This window comes from Fulvivirga lutea, assembly GCF_017068455.1.
GTDB lineage: Bacteria > Bacteroidota > Bacteroidia > Cytophagales > Cyclobacteriaceae > Fulvivirga > Fulvivirga lutea.
Map to the genome: position 1 here is coordinate 2800907 of NZ_CP070608.1, position 17530 is coordinate 2818436.

At 38.0% G+C, this 17530-nt stretch carries 7 protein-coding genes and 1 pseudogene; 2 read left to right on the forward strand and 6 right to left on the reverse strand.

The window, feature by feature from the left end; translation table 11 throughout:
• The 6 genes from JR347_RS12530 to JR347_RS12555 all read right to left on the reverse strand — a co-directional run bounded on the left by JR347_RS12530 (position 1) and on the right by JR347_RS12555 (position 13029).
• Positions 1–1803, reverse strand: coding sequence for a glycoside hydrolase family 3 protein (locus tag JR347_RS12530; protein ID WP_235689654.1), 1803 nt, complete (start codon positions 1801–1803; stop codon positions 1–3).
• On the reverse strand, positions 1803–5213 hold the full coding sequence (locus tag JR347_RS12535) for a hypothetical protein (protein WP_235689656.1): 3411 nt from the start codon (positions 5211–5213) through the stop codon (positions 1803–1805). Before JR347_RS12535 ends, JR347_RS12530 begins: the two co-directional genes overlap by 1 nt.
• Positions 5214–5295: 82 nt before the next feature.
• Positions 5296–7557: an immunoglobulin-like domain-containing protein gene (locus tag JR347_RS12540; protein WP_205720946.1), complete on the reverse strand. Its 2262-nt coding sequence runs from the start codon at positions 7555–7557 to the stop codon at positions 5296–5298.
• A 26-nt stretch (positions 7558–7583) separates the two neighbouring features.
• Positions 7584–8390: a glycoside hydrolase family 16 protein gene (locus JR347_RS12545; RefSeq protein WP_235689658.1), complete on the reverse strand. Its 807-nt coding sequence runs from the start codon at positions 8388–8390 to the stop codon at positions 7584–7586.
• Positions 8391–8414: 24 nt separating this feature from the next.
• Positions 8415–9881, reverse strand: a complete 1467-nt coding sequence (locus JR347_RS12550; RefSeq protein ID WP_205720947.1) for an Ig-like domain-containing protein — start codon at positions 9879–9881, stop codon at positions 8415–8417.
• 10 nt (positions 9882–9891) lie between these two features.
• Positions 9892–13029: a glycoside hydrolase family 2 TIM barrel-domain containing protein gene (locus JR347_RS12555; protein WP_205720948.1), complete on the reverse strand. Its 3138-nt coding sequence runs from the start codon at positions 13027–13029 to the stop codon at positions 9892–9894.
• A gap of 257 nt (positions 13030–13286) precedes the next feature.
• On the opposite strand from JR347_RS12555, the gene JR347_RS12560 reads away from it, so the two are divergent.
• Together JR347_RS12560 and JR347_RS12565 are read left to right on the forward strand one after the other, a co-directional pair.
• Positions 13287–16121, forward strand: coding sequence for a triple tyrosine motif-containing protein (locus JR347_RS12560; protein WP_205720949.1), 2835 nt, complete (start codon positions 13287–13289; stop codon positions 16119–16121).
• 3 nt (positions 16122–16124) lie between these two features.
• Positions 16125–17530 (forward strand): annotated as a pseudogene (locus tag JR347_RS12565) (sugar porter family MFS transporter).

Consider the following 17530-nt stretch of genomic DNA (forward strand, 5'->3'; position numbering starts at 1 on the left):
TCATAATGCTTCATTATAGTTTAATCCGTAACCAAATGAGTACAATGGTTCAATGCTTTTATCCCAAAAATTAGGACCATACTTACCGTTAAAATCATCGATAGATTTGGGCCAGGAGTGGGGTAACTTTCCTTTGAAGTCATGTTTTCCAAATAAAACTTCTGCAATACCATCACCTTCAGAACCTGGTAGCCAAGCGGCTACAAATGCATTAGACTTTTCTATTTCATCAGTAACAATCAATGGTCTTCCAGAGATTAATACCACTACCACAGGAATTCCTTTGTTATGATAGGTATCAATATAGCTTTTGTGTTGTTCTGTTAAGGTGAGTTGAAACATATCCATTTCACCGCCAACATCTCCAAAGAATTCCGCATAAGGTTTCTCACCCACTACAATTACAGCCACATCTCCATCGTACTTGCCCAATCCTTGCTTATCATAAATAATATTGTCAGAAGCCATTTCTTTAAACCCATCTAATATAGTAGTAGCTCCCTTATAACTTTCTTCAGTTCCTTGCCAATGAATTGTCCAACCACCAGATTGAAGGCCTGAATTATCGGCAAATTCTCCCACTACAATAATCTTCTGTTCTGGTTTAAGAGGAAGTATATTGTTATGATTCTTTAGAAGGACCAACGATTCTCGTACAGCTTGCTTGGCAACTTCACGATGTTTTTCAGAGCCTATCGACCCTATTAATTGCGAGCTGGGATATGGGTCTTTGAATAAGCCCATCTTAAACTTCATCTTTAGGATTCTTCTTACGGCATCATTTATTCTTGATTCAGCAACTAAACTATCTTGTACTGCCTTTTTTAAGCCTTGCTGAAAGTCATCCAAGTCACCATCAACGGCCATAACCATGTCTATTCCTGCATTTATTATGTTATGCTCACCAAAGCGCGAGTAGCCTTTCCAGTCGGTAACAACGATACCTTCAAAGCCCATAGAATTCTTTAGCGTATCTGTTATTAGAGTCTTGTGGGCATGCATAGATATGTTTTGAATAGTATTGAATGAAGTCATCACAGCACCTACACCAGCTTCAATTGCTGCCCGGTAGGGAGGAAGCAATCGTTCCATTACTTCTTTTAAATCTAATGTGGTTTCAGCGCCTTCAATACCATAATCTGTAGCGCCATCTCCAATAAAATGCTTTGCCGTTGCCATTACGGATGTAGGTTCTGTTAAGCTGCCCTGGTGGCCTTCAACGGAAGCTCTGGCCATCTGTGTTGTTACCTCTGTGCTTTCAGAAAACGCTTCATACACACGACCCCATTTCTCATTATAAGGTATTGCAATACATGGTGAGAACACCCAGTGGAAACCAGTGGCCCTCGATTCTATGGCAGTAATTTCTGCTGCTTTCTTCACTAAATCAATATTTCCAGATGCACCAAATCCAATGTTGTGAGGAAAAATTGTGGCTCCCTCAAACGTATTTTGGCCATGAACGGCATCAACACCAAAAAAAAGAGGGATTGCATGAGTTTGTGATAAAGCCTTTTTTTGAAATTCTTCAAATTTATTTTGCCACTCTAAGGCTGTCTCACCAGGTAGGGGACCTTCGGTATGAATAATAGCACCTAAATGTTTATTCGCAATATTTTCATCAAAATGACGCACCATTGTCATCTGGCCTATCTTTTCTTCTAAAGACATCTTTGCGATTAGAGAATCGGCCTTTTGTTCTATGATTTCGTCTTCTGAGATACCTTGGGTCATATTATTACAAGCATTATAAACAGCTATGAGCATAAATATTATGAGTCCGTAGCTGTTGAGATACTTCATTACTTTAATATTGATTCTTCAATTGCTACTTCGACTTTATTGATTGTGCCACTTCTCTTAAAAATTTCATGACTCATTGCCTTATCCAGTGTCAACCCATTAATTGTTGCGGGGCCATTATCAGCATATATTTTAATTTGATTGGCATCACTAATTTTGTAGACGATTGGAATTTGACAATAGGTAAAAGCAAGTGCATTTTTTGGAATAGGAATAGCGTTGAGATTTGAATTCAAATCATAATACTCAAACATTTTCTCTTGCGTGAGAAACTCATTTTTCCTAAGCATAACAGGTTCAAAACTTATTTTCCCCTGGCTAATTTTTATTCCTAATTCCCCAAATCTGCTTAGGATGTCTTCTTTTACTTGCCCAGTCATACCTGGTTGCTGCGCACCTTTTCCCATCGGGGTGTGCGAATAAGGGTCAGTAGGAAATGCGCCATACAATTCAGGAGATTTATGCACTCCAATACCTTCATTAATTTCATAATAGTGTTCCAGCAACCTACCTATCGTTTCGGCAGTTTCTTCCAATTCTATTGCCTCCAAACAACATTCTTGAGTAGCCAATGAAAGTTTGGAAACCATATGCCAATAAATGGAGCCTAGCCCTTCATAGCCAAAAAATGTACCTGAACGGCCTGTAAATTCTTTATGATTAAATACTTCTTCAAACACCTCTAAAACGAACTCACCATCTTTTTTTACAAGATTTGCAAAATCCGTCTCCTGCATTTGTTCTAAGGCAGTCTTTAAATCATTCGCATTTTTGAAATTGCCATTAAAATGGAACTGCCCTTTAACATCTTGCTCTATAATTCGAGTGTTTCCTTCTGAAATGAGTTTATTTAGTAACTCAGATTTTTCAACCGCAGCTTGTGGAATATTATTTTTTTCTAAAAATCCAGGTAGATTTTTGTTAGGATATAACAAATAGCTGTACTGGTCTGGTCTAAATAACGCACTTGACTTCAGCGCATCGAGCACTTCTAATGCCTGATTTGGATTAAGATATTTACTACTAAGCACTGCCACTTGGCCTTCCAGCATTTCATCTAAATATTCTATGGAAATACCATTGGCCTTGACAGACATGATATTGTAGGCGTGATACATGTTATCATCTCTTTTGTTGGCTTTTATAGTATGTTCTAAGTATTTAAGAGCCGTAGAAACAAAGGTTTTTAATTCTTCTACTGTTAATTCAGATTTGGATCCTGAAAAAGAGCTATTGTAGATATTACCTCTGAAATCACTTGCTGCACGTCCTAAACTATCAGTAACTTTCTTACGGTTTACATCGTCAAAATTTCCTTTTAATAACTTCTCATGGTCCATAAGGCCTTGCTGTATACCTTTGAAACATGTAACTAATTCGCTGGAAATTTTTACTGAATTAGATTCACTAGGCAACAGGTTGTTTAAAAATTTTAAAAAGCGATACAAGTAATAGAGCGTTACCATTGACACCCCATTTCCAACTAGTGCATTGTTTGCATCATTCCATTCCGGGCGCTGAGTGTTCATCCAAATACCGCCTTCAGGAATAAAATTGGATATTTTCGCTAGAACCGATGCCAGAAGTTTTTCAATCAGATTTACTTTATGTATTGCTCCGGATTGATTGAGTAATAATGAACTATCTGCACCAATTTTATCATGACGCTTTTCAATTTCATGATCCGCTTGTTCATCAAAATCAATCGTGTCTTTAGGGTTGGCTAGTATCTGGTCATAGCTTTTTATTCTATAGGGAACATTAGCGTAAACGAATATTTCATCATTGAAATATTTATTGAGATTACCTGGATAGTGATTTTCGCTAATCTCAAGAAACTTTAATAAGTATATGATTTGATGATCGCCCCAATAGCCGATATATGACCATGGATCATCCGGCTCAATTTTCTCCCAGTCAATACCATCCTTCGTGATTCTGTAGGGATTGTACCCGTCAAACGTTGAGGCATTCAGGAATCTGAAGATCATACCATCAATGAACTCCGGATAGGAGTGAGCAAGAGCTTCCCAATTCTGAAATATGTCACGCCAATTGCCTTCATAATCCAAAATTTTAGAACCGTCTTCATTGTGAGTGTTGATTGAGAATTGGTTCCAAGGACGGCTCGGGTCACCATGCCTACGACTAAACTTTAATGGCAAATACTCCAAACTCAGTCGCTTTAAATCAGAATCATCCGTTTGCTTTTCAAGCTTTTTAATAAAATCCAGAGAGATAGTCTCTTCAAGTGACTCAAGGTACTTTTGATTGTTTTTAAATACCTCTTTGTTAGCCTTTTTGATATACTGGCAAAAGTCATCTTTGTCAATTCTGTAGTCATCGTCAAAAATACCACCACGCATAATATTAAAGAGTGTATTGGAGAAATGCCGCGCATCTCTTAATCCATCTTTTGTAATTTGTAGTGCGTCTGATGATGCGTTTAATTGAATTAGTTTATTTGTGCCAGCCTCAATATCTTTTTCTAATTCCGTTAAAAGTTGTTGGCTATTTTTTAATTGTTCGTTTAACGCTACTATAGCACTGATTGTGTTATTAACATTGGCAACTATTAGCCAGTTTTTATCAGCATTAGGCTGTAGTTCAATAGAAGCTGAAATTAAGTATGCACCTTTTTCAGCTTTTACATCCGTTTCCTCAATAAGGTCTGAGCCTTTTCTGAAGTTATTGAGTTGTTTGGAAGATAAGAGATGCGTACAATTTTCGAGACCCACCGACCAAGCAATGTTCGCTTTCAATGCTTCACTTGGTTCAGCTCTATCTACTATAATGGCACTCAACGCAAATATTCCAATTCCTGACTCAGTGTTTAATTCGCTACGTTTATAAGCATCTACCAGGTTACTACGAACATCCTGAATGGCACTACCTACACCAAAAGGAATAATGTTTTGTATTCCATCGATAACTTCTACCTGAACCTTTGAATTACTATTATTCTGAAGCCTGCTTTTCCTAACAAAACCAAATTTTTTACTCGTGTTCCATTCGTATTGAAACGTTAGCCCCAGGGTTTGATTAACTTCTTCGAAGAGTATTTTATTTCCATAGGCGCTTTTATACAGATTTCTTGTCAGTTTGTATTGTGCATAAAATCTGACAGAGAATGGTTCCCATACTTTTAAACCAGATTCTGTATTTATTCTAATAATTGTTTTACTACCTGTATTTTCAGCTGATTCGATGATTTTATCATCGGTGTAGTAGGGGAAAAGGGCGTATTCAGAATTTTTTCTGCCTGCAGTTAATCCACCATTGCTACCAATAAACATCCAGTGGTTGGAGTCACTAACGATGCTCATAAAAAATGGTCTAAGCTGATCTACATCAGATATCTTAAAAAATGTTTCCTTGTTTATTAAAACTTGTGTGATTTGTTGATCCAAAGAAATTGATAGTTTAAATAGTGTTACATGAAATTTATAAATAGGCCGAACTGTAATTGTTCGACCTTATTATCAATACTTATTATGGGTTAAGAACGATGGACACATTATCGATATTTGCAGTTACTCCACAGCCGGCCGGCCCGCATACACCTTGAATAAGCAGTGATAAACCACCATTGGTATTTGAACCACCAGGTATTGTGTATGTTTGAGTATAGGTAGTCCAATCTGCAGATAAGGTTGGGTTTTGGCCCATTGCGCCAAAATCCACAGTTATAGGGTCTCCAGCTTCGCCTTCGCCAAGTTCTACAAAGAGTAGTACACCAAATACACCGCCATCACCTTGTAATGTCCCTTTATGATCAAAACTAATTTGAACAACATCACCAGCTTGAACAGTTCCTATCCCGAACCTTTCTTTTTTAATACCGGGATTACCACCAGGTCCAACGACTTCAATTTTAGCAGAATTAGAACCGCCATTATTTTCAGTATTATCGATACTTACTGTTCCACCATTGTTAAAAAATAGCCAATCGCCAGGTGCATCTGCTATACCATTTTCAGGATCTTCAAAACCAGGGTTGACAATTAAATTGCCGTCAACAGGATCACCGCCACCACCTCCGCCTCCGGAGCCGCCACCCGTACTAGCACTTAACGAAACTTTATCAATTACTACAACACCAACATCAGCACCCATATCAAATAAAAGTCTATTACTTTCATCACCACCGAAAGGTGTTCCAGTATCATCTGCGTTCGTTGTAAGTTCAACCGAATACATAGTTGGTGTATCATTTATTTCTAACCAGGTAGTATCAGCTTCAAAATCACCAAAATTTTGTCCCAAACCAACAACAATAGTTCTGTTTCTATCAGAAGAAGCTTCAAATGATAAAGTGTAAGTTTGTCCCATTACCAAGTTTACCTCTTGACTTAGGTTTACATCAAAAGGTGCTCCAGCAACGGTAGGATTTGCGAAAGTATAGTATTCAGTTCCATCATCAGTCCTTACATCTAACGCATTTCCAAACCATCCGGTACCATCACCAGTTTGAAAATCTCCGTTTACAAGACCAACAACTACCTCTCTTGTTACAGGATCAGCGGCATTACCAGCAGCATCGCTCACATTATAGGTGAGGGTATAGGTTCCTGCAGTATTTGCATCGACATTTCCTGAAACTACAATGTCTCCTGTAATATCACCATCAATATTATCAGCTGCGGTAGCTCCTGGGTCGTTGAATGTATCACCTGTAATAAATTTAAATGGATTGTCACCACTTAAAGTAATAACTGGCTTTACAAGATCTGCATCTGAAACAATCACTGTTCTAATTACCTCATCAGCTGCATTTCCTGCTGCATCTGTTACGTTATATGTAACTTCATAACTCCCTTCAGTATTGATATCTAGAGCTGAATTATCTATTATAATGTTCCCTGAAATGTCACCATCAATATTATCTATCGCAATTGCTCCTAGTTCTACATATTCTTCACCTGTAACAACAGCAACTGTGGCATCACCATTTAGAGTAATAACAGGAGGCGTAGTATCTACAGTGGCACTTTGAATTACATCATCAAAATAAAATGTACCTGCAGTAGTGCCTGGGCCATCTGCAAATAGAGTAAAAATTGAGTAGCTATCAGAAGCACTAAAATCAAACGTTATGACTTCCCAGCCTGTTCCTCCATGACTTTCAGTAGCCTCTACCTCGTCTACATCGTCACCTTCTAATTTGGCTAGGACATCAATTGGAGTATCCGACCAGAAACTCATGGTAACTGAACGTTCAGTTTCTAAGTTCAGGTTATTTCCTAGATCAAATGATACACCTTCAAACTCGGCACCACTATTTATTATGGCACCTACATTCGTGCTCTTGTTATTTGATCCTGATTCATCTGGGTTTGCCACAACTTCAAAAGAGGCGCCACTGAATACATATGCTTCATAATTTACACTTGTGTCATCAAAAGTAATGGGAAGGCTAACAACCTTTTTTACAACAACAGAAATGGTATCTGAAAAAGTGTTTGAAGCCCCTGCTGAATTCAGGGCAGTTAAATTTACAATATATGTGCCATTTCCATACGTTTTGGTAGGCTCTTCATCTGTTGAGGTAGTTTCATCACCAAAATCCCATAGATACGAATCGGCATTTTCCGAAGTATTTTCGAAGGTTACTGTTCCTGAATTTTCGTTTAGTTCAAAATTGAATCCTGCAATTACCTGAGGTAAATTCTCATCTTCGTCACCACAACCTGCGAAGAGAATAATAATGGCAAATGCTGGAATTGTTAATAAATAATTTAGAATATTTCTCATGATTGGAAGCTTTTTCATTTAAATCATTATCTATAGACCCTAACATAGTCTACCTCCAAAGTCTGAGGAAAGACTGTATTATCGCTTGGAGAACCAACAAAAGTTCCACCAACAGCCAGGTTAATTAGTAAATAGAATGGTTTATTAAATACCCATTCTCCTGTCACATCACCGGGAGTAATTTGGTTGTACAATACATCGTCTACATAAAAATTAATGTAATTAGGACCCCATTCAATACCAAAAACATGAAATTTGGTGTCAAACCGATCGTTAGTTAAGGTATAACTTTTGGTTATCGCCTCACCAGCGGAGTATCCAGGTCCATGTACAGACCCTAAAACAGTGGAAGGATCCTGCCCACGAAACTCCATTATGTCAATTTCACCAGCGCCAGGCCATGGATTTATAACTATATCAGCACCTAGCATCCAGAAAGCAGGCCAAATGCCTTGTCCCCAAGGCAGCTTCATTCTTGCTTCAAAACGGCCATATTGCTGTTCAAATAAGTCTTTGGTGAGTATTCTTGAAGAAGTGAAACCAGATCCTTCGAAATTTTCTTTAATGGCCGTTATTTTTAATACACCATCTTCAACTCTAACATTCTCAGATCTGTTTGTATAATATTGAAGCTCTTGATTACCCCATCCATTATCACCCGTTCCAATATCAAAATTCCATAATTCTGGGTTTGGAGCTCCGTTCGTATCAAATTCCTCTGCTAATACAAGTGTGTTTAGGGTAACTACCTCTTGTTCATCACCTTCACAACCAACCATGCATCCTAATAGGAGAATGGGTAAGAAATATTTTAAACTTAATTTATTCATCATGTCAATTTTCAAATTCATCATGTATTAATCTTTGTAGAAATAAATATTATCAACGAAAATATCAGTTATTCCACCTTGCACGAAAACTACTCTTGCCACATTGCTTAGGTTAGGAGACCCTGCACCTCCACCGCCTGTTCCCTGTGTGAATGCATTCAATGGTATATCAATACCTATCCAAGCGCCTTCTTCTAGTTCACTTCCAAGTACATTAAAACCACCGGCAGTATCGTCTGATACACCTAAGCCAGTATCTGTATTATCTGGTCCAAAATCGATGATTTCTACCACTAATACAGCTGAGGGGTCAAATTCTTGTGTTACCTGAATATCAAGGTGTAGAAAAGACATACCCGATACATCTACGGTACCATCCCAACCGAGACCAACAAAATCAATATTACTGTAAGCCAAGGCAGGATTACCTGCAATGTCTATTACAGCAATATCAATAGGGCCACCGGCACCTGGACCATTAAAAACTGCTGGTTGAAAACCACTCACACTTGCATATGCATCGCTGTATATTGAAACAACATTTTCTGGATCACGAGCAGGTGGTGTATCTGGTACAGGAATATTTCCTACTACATTTAGTGCAATAGACCCGAAGGCTTCAATACCGTTAATTTCTGCAGTGATAACAGCATTACCTCTTTTTAGATTTGTAACCTGTCCTAGTTGATTAACTCTTGCCACTTCTGGATCACTTGAGTGAAAATCAAAATAACGCGGAGCTACACTAACAGTTAAATCCTGACCAGTTCCCAAATTAAATGTTTCAGCGAAGGGGCCAAGTTCTAGTGTTACGCCAATAAAAGTTTCTGTTTCTATATCTTGACCTTCCAAAATGGATGGGCGTGGTTGTGCAATTGTACCTAGTTTTTCGAATCTTAATTCGTCAATCCAAAAAGTCCAGCCAACTTCGTTACCGTTAGGTACTCCGTCAGGGTCTATGCCACCGGCCGAAAATTCAAATACATTTCTTTCTTCAATGAGAAAGGAGGGGTCAGGTATAGGTATGATATATTGCTGCCAGTCGGTAGAAAGACGAACGTTTGATGCTGCAACTCTATATTCTAGACCAAATCCAACTTCACCCAAAACTCCTGCTTGTGATCCTTTAGCCCAAAAGGTTAGGGCATCAAATTCGGTAAGGTTTCTACCTGCACCATCAATAACGAAGCTCGCACCTGCGAAATTTCCACTTGGATCAGTGGCATTAGGAACATCGATTCTAATGGAAGCTTGACCCTGATAGGCTTCAGTTTCATCTACGGAAAAAACATCTGGCTTGGCTCCATCTCCAACAAAAGGGAAATAGAAATTTGAACCAAGGCCAACAAACGTGTCTGTGAAAATATCTCCTGTTTTGGCAAACGTAGCAAACCGCACATCTTCTGACGGTTCTCTCTCACAACCAGTAATTGTTAAAGCAAATAATGCCAGAAACAGAATTTTAGAAGTTGTTATCAATTTTATATTTTTCATTTCTCTGATATTATTGTCCGATGTTTATGTGAACATATGTTCTGAATTCCCACTCGTTGCCATCTGGAAAACCCACTGGACTTATAATAGGGGATGTGGCAAATTCATCAGCTGCTAGCGGAGCATATCTTGGGGAATACTGATTCAATGATCTCCAAGTAAAGCGCGCACCAATAGTTGTATTTGGTAAAATAAACCAATCTTGTTTGCCTGCAGAGGTTGAGATGTCAGCCATCAACTGTAATGGGAAGGTTAAGTTAAAATCTCTGTGGTAGTCAAAAGGACCCCAGTCGTTCACTTTAACATGCGACATCAATTTCATTTTCTTGTATATCACTCTTACTTCACCACCATATCTCTCTATACTTCTTGGATCCGGGCCATTTGCCTGTCCGTTTCCACCGTAGAGATTACCTATTATCCCCAGTTCAGGATTTAGTTTGGATACGATGCGTGCATGTACTTCCCATAAGTCAAGTGCAGGTGGTGCGCCATCAGCCGCACTCGGTGTTCGGCCAGTTCCCGGAAAAATAACAGCAGCATCTTGTGAAGTTGGCAAGTGTCTATACACAAAACCGAAACTTGCTGCTAATTTGGCATCTTCTGCTCTATCATTGTCCCATTCATACATCCAGGAGCCTGGAGTAGGGTCATAAGTGAAAAGAATTTCACCTGCTACTGTTTCTCTGTTTGCTCTTACTACAAATGGATCGTCCAGTATATTTCTTAATCTTCCGGGTCCTCCTGTATCTCCAGGCATTGGATCTACAAGTGGCTTTTGATATAAGAAATTAGGTGCTATTTGCCATTTTCCAATACCGTAAGTAAAACCAGTTAAAACATTGGTTTGATTACCACTTCCACTGTCTTTTAACCTCCAGCCAGTAAAGGTTTGTGTGTAATCTCCTCCACCATTGGCTACTAACCCCATGGCAGCTGTGGATGCATACCAGTTTATTCTTCCACCTTGATATGTCAACTTTACTTTTCCACCCCAAGTGTCGTCAGCACTTACTTCATCAACGAATACCTGGTAATTTCCTTCTTCACCTCTGGCAAATTGAAATTCCCGACCAACAAGTGGTTGCCCACCCCAGATTCCACCAACTTCCACTTTCAATTTATCGAATTCAGTTTCGGCATGTAAGGTTACTCTTCTTGTCTTTGGTTGTGGAACAGCAATAGATGTTACTGCTGCTCCAGGGTTTTCAATATCCTCATGGAAGATACCAGTCACTTTAAATCTATCAATATGTTTGGTGTATTTTACGAGTAGTGCCGGGTTAGCTCCCCACCAGAGTTCCCTACCATACGCCAGTTTGAGGCCTTTAAACATTTTTTTACCTTCTACTTCCACGCCTTGTGGTGCCAGGCCACCGTAGATATCAAGGTTAGGTCCGTAGTTAGCTTCTGGATATAATCCGAAAAAGTCACCTTCATACCCCCAATGGTAATGGCCTGTTCTGTAGAATCCCTCCAGATTAAAATATTCATGATTCCAGCTATATTCTGCTTGATAAACGGATAGTCGGTTTAATTGAGTGGGCACTGGATCATTTCCATTTTGGGTGTTAACGAAGTCTGTACGGCCACGCGCTTCATAGAATAACTCGTTAATAGGATTTTCAGCAACATTACCCACAACGTTAAAGGTTACTTCTGCTCTAATATTTGATGCAGGGTTTGCTTCGAAACCGATAAAATAGGATTCCATATGATCGAACCCTAATTCACTAGGAAAGACTGGGTTTGTTGGATCGGGTTCGTCAGGGGTAGTTATTAATTTACCACCAGTATTGAATGTGCTAAATTCTGCTCTAAGTGTGCTTAGTTTTATTTTTCCACCCTGATCGGCTTTTAAGGCAGCTTTATCACCTCTTGCTTGAGATACGGCATTCGTTAATTGTATTCCCAGGAAATGACTTTCTACACTTTCCCCTGTAAGTCCGGGGTAGTAGGGATCAAATGAATGTACTTCTTTCAAAGCATAGTAAGCTGCACGTGGGTACAGTGTATATAAACCTCGAGCATCTGTTTGGCCCTTTGCACAGATACCAAACCACTCTTCATTCATATTATTTGCTCCTTGCTTAAAATCGCTTGTGTAGCCACCGTTTGCCCAAGAAGCTTCGGTATTATGTATATCCAATTCTTTCGTTTGGCCTCTTTTCCACCATCCATCACTAAATTGAAAGGTAAAACCACCTATAGAGTTGCCACTTTTTCCTAGGCCCGCAGCATTCGCGTAAATATCATTCCAGTTATTAACCATGTAAAAGGCCTGAGATTTTTGATCCTCTCGATTTTCTATTGCGTTATATGCATCGGCACCGAATTCAGCAAATAGTATTGGTTTACCTAACTCATTTTTAACTCGTTCAAAAGCATCTCCGAATGAAGCTCCTCGGTACATATTGGTACCATATATATCTATGTCTGGACACTCTTCTTTTACTAAATCCAGATATAATAAATCACCATTACAAATGGCGACCGGGTGAGAGGGGTCTAATGATTTCATTTCTAGAACTGCTTCATTAAATAATTTGTACATTGCCCGAGCTCTCTTACGTATAGTCGAACTTTCACTATCAATAGGAATATCTTCGGTTTCTGCTCCGCCCCAAGAAAGGCCATAGTTATTTTCGTTACCTAACATATATAAAAGAAGACCCGGAGTGTCTTTATATTCGTTAGTTAAATCTCTTACAGTATTTAGAAGTAAATCTCGTACTCTTTCATCTGCATATTCTGTGTTTGCCAGCCAAGTACCATTAATGGTTAAGCCGTATCGTCCGAATGAATCATTAATCATGGTGTAGATACCATAGTTTTCATAGATATACTTCACCCATTTTGGTTGTATACCAACGTATACTCTAATGGCATTCACTCCCATGTTCTTTAATAGAGACATCTCTGCATCTAAAGCTGCCTGAATAACATCATCAGGTTGTTTCCATAGACTATATGAATAGTTTGTTCCTATAGGCACATAGTCCCAGTTCATACCATTAATCATGAAGTCTTTTCCATTAACTTTTAGCTTAAATCCCTCACTGCTTTTTACTACAGTTACTTCATCAGCCTGAGCATTTGCAGTGGTAAGGGATAAAAGAAAAAAAATGACTAAGTAGAATTTTTTCATTTTAAATTATTTGGTTCACTTCTTACCTGTTTTCGTATGCAATCGATTTATTTTTACTTGCAAACGTTTACTGTGATTTTAGATAAACACCTTCTTGAGTTGTTTGTTTTAAGCACAGAACACCCAAACTACTTTTATTCTTACGCTATTTCCTAAAAAAATACTACATCAATTATTTACACTTACTACTACAAAATTGTTTCTACACTGCGTCAGTGATTAAAATTTGAATATATTTACTCTACAACGCCCTGAACATGAACACTTATAAGTTAATTACTTCTTACACTTCATTTATTCTTGTACTTGTATCGTTAATTACTTCTGCACAAAAAAATAGTGGTGTATATCCCATTAAAAATTTTGGTCCCCAAGAATATCAGGCGGGAATTCAAAATATTGATTTTGCTCAAAATAGAAATATGAATTTGTTTGTAGCCAATAATTTGGGAGTGCTCTCTTACAATGGCAGCAAATGGGAAACACATGCTTACAGAAATGGAAAGAAGCAACGTTCATTAGAATTTGACCCTGAGACTAATAGACTATATGTTGGTTCACAAGGTGATTTCGGATTTTTTGAGAAAAATTGGCAGTATACATCCCTTTTAAAATTAATTCCTGATGGTGCACCAGATTTCGATGAAGTTTGGGACGTGTTCATCTTTGATTCCAGGGTATATTTCTGCACTTTCCAATCAATTTTCGTATTTGACGGTGAATCTATCAGTGTTATTACTAACGATTCTGGTTTCAATAGATCATTCAAAACCCAAAACAGATTATTTACACAGGATCAAAATGGAAAATTATACGAGGTTGTTGGTTTAGAGTTGGTTCCAAGTATTAAACAAGGCCAAGAGAATTTAATTGTCTCTGGAATTATTTCTATTGATCAAGGTCATTTAATATTCTATAATTCCGGTAAAGTAGAACTATCAAATTCAGTTGAGGTAAGTACAGTTTATCCAGAACTTATTGAAACACTATCGGGTAATTATATTAATCATGTTACGCAACTATCAGATTCACGGCTATCAATTGCAACACAAAGAGCTGGGATATTTTTGTTTGATATTCAAAATAGAGTCATTGAAAATATCAACACTTCTAATGGATTACAATCTAATGCCTGCCTAAGGTCGTTTCAAGATTATTCAGGCAATTTGTGGGTTGGCATGCAAAATGGCTTGGCCTTGTTGGATATTAATTCACCAATTAGGCTTATTGGGAATGAGATTAATATACAGGGAAGTGGTTATGAAGCCTATCAAAGACCCGAAGGTACATACTATACTACTTCTAATGGAATCTACTTTCTAGCAAATGAGGCACTAGAATGTAAGTTTCTATCTGGCACTGAAGGCCCTGCATATGGCATAGAGATGATAAATGATGCGATTTATGCCGGTCATCATACAGGCCTATTCCGTCTTAAAAATGGCGAAGCTATACGCGTAGCCAGCACCGATGGACTTTGGGAAGTTAAACGTTTAAGGTCTAACCCAAACTATGCGCTTGCAGGCACTTATTCGGGGTTGTACCTATTTGAAATTGATAAAGATGGAACGTTGAAAGCAAAGCAGAAACTTCAGGGATTCCAGGAATCCAGTAGGTTTTTTGAAGAAGATAAAAATGGTGCAATATGGGTTGGGCAGTTTTATAAAGGACTTTATAAACTCGAGTTAAGCAATGATCTTGAAATTAACTCAGTGAAGAGGATTACCAGTGATCAAGTATCGATTGAAGAACATATAGTATTAAGCGAAATTAACGATGAACTTTATTTAGCAGCCAAAACAGGTGTTTATCAAATTGACCAGGATGATAATGTAATTTCAAAAAGTGAAAAATTCAATACTGAGTTAGATGGCCAATGGGTGTATCTTTTAACTCAGGATAAAAATAAAAATGTGTATGTTTTTTCAGAAAATAAGGTAGGATTTTATAAACCGGTTAGTCTGAGTAATTATCAGTTTGTCCCTTCATCGCTTTATCAATTAAGACATTCGTTTAATAATGATTTACTGAATGTATCAGTGAACGTAGAAAATGGAGTTTATTTTAATGCGAATGAAGGGTTTATTCATTATAGTCCACTTGTTGAAAACCAAATAGTCTTAGATAAAAAGCCTGTTGTGAGTAGTATTTTCAGCGTAGATGAAGACACATTATTATTCGCTCGGCTGCCTTTCGAAGATATAATACTTACAAATAGCTCCATTTCATTTAAAGAGGTTAAAGACCTGCAATTCACCGTTGAATCATTCAAATTCAAAAATGTTGACAACCAGCAATTTAGATATTTATTAGAGGGCTTTGACAAAGAGTATTCAGACTGGACCGTTTCCCCAGTTAAAGAATACACGAACCTACCAGCCGGCAAGTATAAATTCTATGTACAGACTCTGGATTATCTAGGTGAACGTTCAACGAGCGAACCATTAACAATAACCGTGAAACCGCCATTCCTTAAAACGAAATGGATGAAAATGATTTACGGTTTAATAGCCATTACATTGATTGTACTGCTTTATCGCTTTCAGCGCTATAGATATAAAGGCAAAGAACGTAAATTAAAAAGAGACAAACAGGCAGAATTAGAGCAGAAACAGAGAGAACTACAGAGCCTGAAAGAAGAGAAAATACAAAGTGAACTAAGACATGTTAACAACCTTTTGGCAGCTTCTACAATGAATTTGGTAGTTAAAAATGAATTCATGGAGAATATCAAAGAAGAGTTAAATGAAGTAAGGCAAAAAGGAACAGCGCCAGAAACTAGTAAATCACTTGAAAGAATAATTAAAGAGATTGATACCACTTTAAAACTCCAAGAGGATTGGAAACAATTCGAGTACCATTTTGATAAAGTACATGGAGACTTTCTAACCAGGTTAACTACAGAGTTTATAGATCTAACTCCAGGCGAACAAAAGCTTTCAGCATTTCTCAGGCTTAAAATGGATACCAAGGAAATAGCCAATTTAATGGGTGTTTCTCTGAGAGGCGTTGAAGTAGCGCGCTACAGGTTAAGAAAAAAACTAGGATTAGATAAACATCAAAATCTTTCGAAGTTCATTTTGGAGTACTAGCCAATGTCAAAAAATGGACTATTAATACTGATAACATCTGTTGCTGCCCTTGGTGGGTTGCTATTTGGTTATGATACCGGTGTTATTAACGGAACCCAATTCTATTTCAGCAAATATTTTGAGCTGGAAGGAGCCATGAAAGGTTGGGTTGTAAGTAGTGTTTTAATAGGCTGCTTTGTTGGGGCTATCTGTGCAGGATTTATGACTAAGAAATACGGCAGAAAGAATAGTCTTATTATCTCAGCTATTTTATTTACTATATCGGCCTGGGGTTCTGGATTACCTTCAATGCTTCCTGAATCTATTTCATTGATGGTAATATTTAGAATTATTGGTGGTTTGGGTATTGGTTTAGCATCTATGGCTGCACCCACATACATTGCTGAAATTGCTCCTGCAGAAAGGAGAGGTGTTTAGTATCATTTTACCAGTTGGCTATTGTAACTGGCTTTTTTGTAGTGTTTTTAGCCACCTATTTTATTGGCGAAAGCTTCGATTTTGAAGGGAATGTAAACGAAGGCTGGCGCTGGATGTTCTGGTCTGAGTTAATTCCTTGCTTCCTTTTTCTTATTCTCACGCTATTTATACCCAAAAGTCCGAGATGGTTGGTTATGTGTGGTAAAGAAAACGAGGCACTAACTGTTTTACTAAAACTACATGAGCATGATTCGGCACAAAAAGAAATTGATGAAATCAAGAAATCAATAGAAAAGGAAGTTCGTACAGAACAGAAGTCCATTTCCGTATGGCAAAGTGCAGTTTTGCCAATTGTTCTTATTGGCTCGTTTCTTTCGATAATGCAGCAGTTCACAGGTATTAATGCAGTGCTGTACTACGGTGGAGATATTTTTGAAAAAGCCCTTGGCTATGGTAAGGATGACATTCTTTCACAACAGATATTACTAGGAGCAGTAAACTTCGCTTTCACGTTTATTGCCATGTTTACCGTAGATAAATGGGGTAGAAAGCCACTGATTCTTTTTGGCAGCTATGGGATGTTATTGGGTTTTATTTTGCTTGGTGGGTCACTTTATTTTGATCAGGTAGGTATTATTTCATTGGTAGGAGTATTAATGTTCATCGGTTCTTTCGCTTTTAGCATGGGTCCTGTTACCTGGGTATTGTTATCAGAAATGTTCCCCAATAAAGTACGAAGTGTGGCCATGTCTATCGCTGTGGCTGTTCAGTGGGCAGGTAATGCATTAGTTACATTTATATTCCCGGTTATGGCAGAAAGTGATGCCAATGTAAATGGACCCTGGAATAAGTCGTTACCTTATGTTGTGTTCTCAATATGCATTATTGTGCTAATCATATTCACCAAGAAATACATCATGGAAACGAAAGGTAAAACACTCGAAGAATTAGAAGGTGTTTGGGCTGAAAAATATGGTGAAATAAAATCCTGA

Excerpts from the sequence above, each read along its gene's own strand:
- JR347_RS12530 (WP_235689654.1), bottom strand. The coding sequence starts at position 1,803 with ATGAAGTATCTCAACAGCTACGGACTCATAATATTTATGCTCATAGCT.
- JR347_RS12540 (WP_205720946.1), bottom strand. The coding sequence starts at position 7,557 with ATGAGAAATATTCTAAATTATTTATTAACAATTCCAGCATTTGCCATT.
- JR347_RS12545 (WP_235689658.1), bottom strand. The coding sequence starts at position 8,390 with ATGATGAATAAATTAAGTTTAAAATATTTCTTACCCATTCTCCTATTA.
- JR347_RS12550 (WP_205720947.1), bottom strand. The coding sequence starts at position 9,881 with ATGAAAAATATAAAATTGATAACAACTTCTAAAATTCTGTTTCTGGCA.
- JR347_RS12555 (WP_205720948.1), bottom strand. The coding sequence starts at position 13,029 with ATGAAAAAATTCTACTTAGTCATTTTTTTTCTTTTATCCCTTACCACT.
- JR347_RS12560 (WP_205720949.1), top strand. The coding sequence starts at position 13,287 with ATGAACACTTATAAGTTAATTACTTCTTACACTTCATTTATTCTTGTA.